This is a genomic window from Bradyrhizobium sp. LeoA1Lang, from assembly GCF_055413685.1.
In genome coordinates this window covers 1-2,458 of sequence record NZ_JBVAPG010000359.1, presented here as the reverse complement: position 1 = coordinate 2,458, position 2,458 = coordinate 1, and the positions used below count along the sequence as shown (strand labels likewise).

At 60.5% G+C, this 2,458-nt stretch carries 2 protein-coding genes; one reads left to right on the top strand and one right to left on the bottom strand.

Translation table 11 applies throughout. From position 1 onward, the window contains the following. Nucleotides 1-411 precede the first annotated feature (411 nt). Complete coding sequence (locus ACZYOF_RS43390; RefSeq protein ID WP_130584402.1) at nucleotides 412-1,026, top strand: cell envelope biogenesis protein TolA; 615 nt, start codon at nucleotides 412-414, stop codon at nucleotides 1,024-1,026. Between the two features lie 213 nt (nucleotides 1,027-1,239). On the opposite strand, the gene ligD is transcribed toward ACZYOF_RS43390, so the two are convergent. After that, entirely contained in the window at nucleotides 1,240-2,160 is a 921-nt protein-coding gene (ligD, locus tag ACZYOF_RS43385; protein WP_463719547.1) for a non-homologous end-joining DNA ligase, read from the bottom strand. Nucleotides 2,161-2,458 lie beyond the last annotated feature (298 nt).

The following is a 2,458-nucleotide window of genomic DNA, read 5'->3' as shown; positions in this document are numbered from 1 at the left end:
AAACGGCTTCATTCGCCGTCAGCCCGGCGTTCCCCGAAGCATCGAGATTCTCCTGCCACCCGAAAACTTGCCGATCCTCGAATGGCTCGGTATCAAAACGTCAAAATCACTGTGATGAACCACTAGTTTAGCGGCAAAGGTACAAATTTATAGGTATTTCATCGACCTAAAGATACGATATGCCGAACTCCGCTGCGGTTTGGAAACCAGCTTCGGCCTCAATCACCGGCAGTCGGCGTCAGAAATTCCTTCTGCCGGGGGGAGCTCGGTTCGACAAGTCGAATGCGCCGAGATATTTCCCGGGCTGGCCGCTCTGTTCACCCGCTTTGGAAGTTCTCTACTCGTGCGGTAGGCAGCACGGCTGATCGCATGGCGGCGGCCGGTGGGTTGGGCAGTGCGGGGAAGCGTCTCATGGCGAGAAAACTGAAAACCTACCAGACTTCGCTGGGCTTCTTCGATCTGGCGATAGCTGCTCCCTCCATGAAAGCGGCGCTGGAAGCGTGGGGCGCAGACAGCAATCTATTTCATCAGGGTGCAGCGAAGGAAAGCGACGATCCAGACGTCGTCGCAGGGACTATGGAAAGGCCTGGCGTCGTGCTCAGGCGCCCGGTCGGATCCGACGGATCTTTCAAAGAACATGCCGAGCTTCCCACCGATCTCGGCGGCGGCAAACCAACGAAAGCGGCTCGCGAGTCGAAAGGCTCAAAGGCGAAGAAGGCTTCCTCTCGCCCCGTGGACAAGGCTGCGGAGCGAAAGGGCGCATTGGACTACCAACGGGAAGAGAGGCGCCGCGCGCTTGAACGAGCGAAGGAAGAGGCAGCCAGGCAGAAGGAACGCGCCCGCCGTCAGCAGGCGGTCGACAAGGCGCAGGCTGCGTTTGATAAGGCCGAGCAGGAGCACGCGAAACAGGCCGCGGCCATCCAGGCCGAGGTCGAGGTTCTCGAGAAAAGGTCGCAGGCCGAAGAAACGCGCTGGGATAAAGAGAAGGCGCGATTGGAAGCTGCGCTGCGCCGCGCACGGGGCTAGTTAGCGGTTCTTGGTTCGCGGCATCCGCGCGTGAAGGCTCGCGGTCGCCTTAGTATTCATCGGTCGGGATCTGTACGTGAATTGCGGCTTGGTTCACCGCGGCGCGGTCCCGTCGGTCCGCAGGAGCGAGCTCCATGACGGCCCCGGCCGGGATCATCAGCAAACTTTCCGGTGGCTTGTCCGCCCATTGTCAGAAACGATCGAATGCATCCATCAAAGGTCCTCCCGCAGGCCCCGGAAGAACGGATGCCGGACCTTTCCCTCGGCCGACTTTGCGCGATACTCGATTTCGGCCAGGAGCTTGGGTTCGACCCAGATGCCCTTGTGGCCGATGCGCTTGGCATAGGGCTGAGTCCTTCGGATGAGGGGCTGAAGCCGCTTCTGCAGATCGGCGGCCGAGACCTTGTCGAAGCCGTGGTCGACTTTGCCGGCGTAGACCAGATCGTCGCCCTTGCGCCGGCCGACATAGAGCCCGTCCCACTTCGTGCCATCGAGTGCAAAACCGGCAATGGTCAGCGTTTCCCGCTGCACACAGGTCTTCTTGACCCAGTCGTTCGTTCGTCCCGTTGGATAGGCGCCGTCACGTACTTTCGAGACGATGCCTTCGAGCCCGAGCTTGCAGGCGTGCGCGAACATCTCGCGGCCGTCGATCTCGAAACTTTCGCTGAACTGGATGTCGGTGCCGTTCAGTATCTTCTTGAGTTCGGCCTTGCGCTGAAAGAGTGGTAGCTTCCGGATATCGCGGCCATTCAGATAGAGCAGGTCGAACGCCACAAGCGCGATGCTCTTCGACTTACCCTTGAGCTCGTTCTGCAGGACCGAGAAGTCGGTCGTGCCGTCGGCGGCCGGGACCACGATCTCGCCATCCACGACGGCCGAGCTCGCCTTGATCCGCCAGGCATCGTTGGCGACCTTTTTGAAGCGATGCGTCCAATCGTGGCCGCGCCGGGTGAAGATCGTCGCCGCCTCGTTGGCCAGATGGACCTGAACACGGTAGCCGTCGAATTTGATTTCGTGAATCCAGCGGGTCCCTGACGGCACCTTGTCGATTGAGGATGCCAGGGCCGGCTCGATGAAGCCGGGCAGGGACGCCTTGAGGCCGATCGCCTCGGGTTTCCGACGCTGAAACGCCACTGAAGAACTCCACGCTACAGCCGATTCAAATTGGCACAGTTCGAATCGTTCCGGAACCTGGGAATCCCTGTCGCATTGCATCGATGTCACAACAGGAGGCACCGATGGCGGTAGCGAAGAAGACGAGGACAAAGATGGCGCGCGGGCGAAAACAGGACCGGGCGCGGGTGGCGGGGATGTCCCGATCGGTGTTGAACTACGTCGGGCCGACGTTGCCAGAATGAATGTTACGCGGCCCTTGTGACATGGGCAACGGGCTTGATCGTCATGGGATTGTGGTGAGCTTGAAGGGCCGCAC